Genomic DNA, 681 nt, shown 5'->3' on the forward strand with positions numbered 1-681 from the left:
GGCGGGAGTGGTCGTCGACCGCGGAGTGGACGAAGGAGTAGCCGATCACCGGCTTGCAGCTCCTGCGCTCAGCGGTGGTCACGAGCTTGTTGTCCATCGCCTGTCGGCGGTCCATGACCTTGTGGCCGCCCCCGTCGGGGATGTTGCCGAGCTTCTTGATGTCGACGTGGACCAGGTCGCCCGGCCGGGCGTGTTCGTAGCGGCGGATCACCCGGCCGGTGGGACGGTCCAGGAAGGCGAGCCGGTTCAGGCCGTGGCGGACCAGGATCCGGTGCACGGTCGAGGCGGGCAGGCCCAGAATCGGGCCGATCCGAGCCGGCCCGAGCTTGCGGCCGGTCCTCAGACGGCACACCTCGGCCTCGACGGAGACCGGGGTGCGGTGCGGGGTCGTGCGGGGCCTGCTCGGACGGTCGGCGAGGCCGCTGTCACCCTCGGCCCGCCACCGGCGGACCCACTTGTGAGCAGTCGGCCGGGATACGCCCATCTCCGCGGCGACGTGCGCGACCGGACGGCCCGCAAGGACACGCTCGACCAGGATCCGCCTGCCGTGAACGGTCAGCCGGGCATTACGGTGGGACACGAAGACCTCCGTGTGCGGTGCAGCTTAGACACCTCCACCACACCGGAGGTCTTCGCCATGATCAAGACCCGGCACTGTCAACAACGCTCGTGATCAATACA

1 protein-coding gene is annotated in these 681 nt (G+C 69.5%); it reads right to left on the reverse strand.

Annotated elements, in window-relative coordinates; genetic code table 11:
* Window positions 1-580, reverse strand: a 580-nt coding sequence (locus CU044_RS29515; protein WP_165371997.1) for a leucine zipper domain-containing protein, incomplete at its 3' end; no start/stop codon positions are given.
* Window positions 581-681 lie beyond the last annotated feature (101 nt).

The organism is Streptomyces sp. L-9-10, from assembly GCF_004151105.1.
GTDB lineage: Bacteria > Actinomycetota > Actinomycetes > Streptomycetales > Streptomycetaceae > Streptomyces.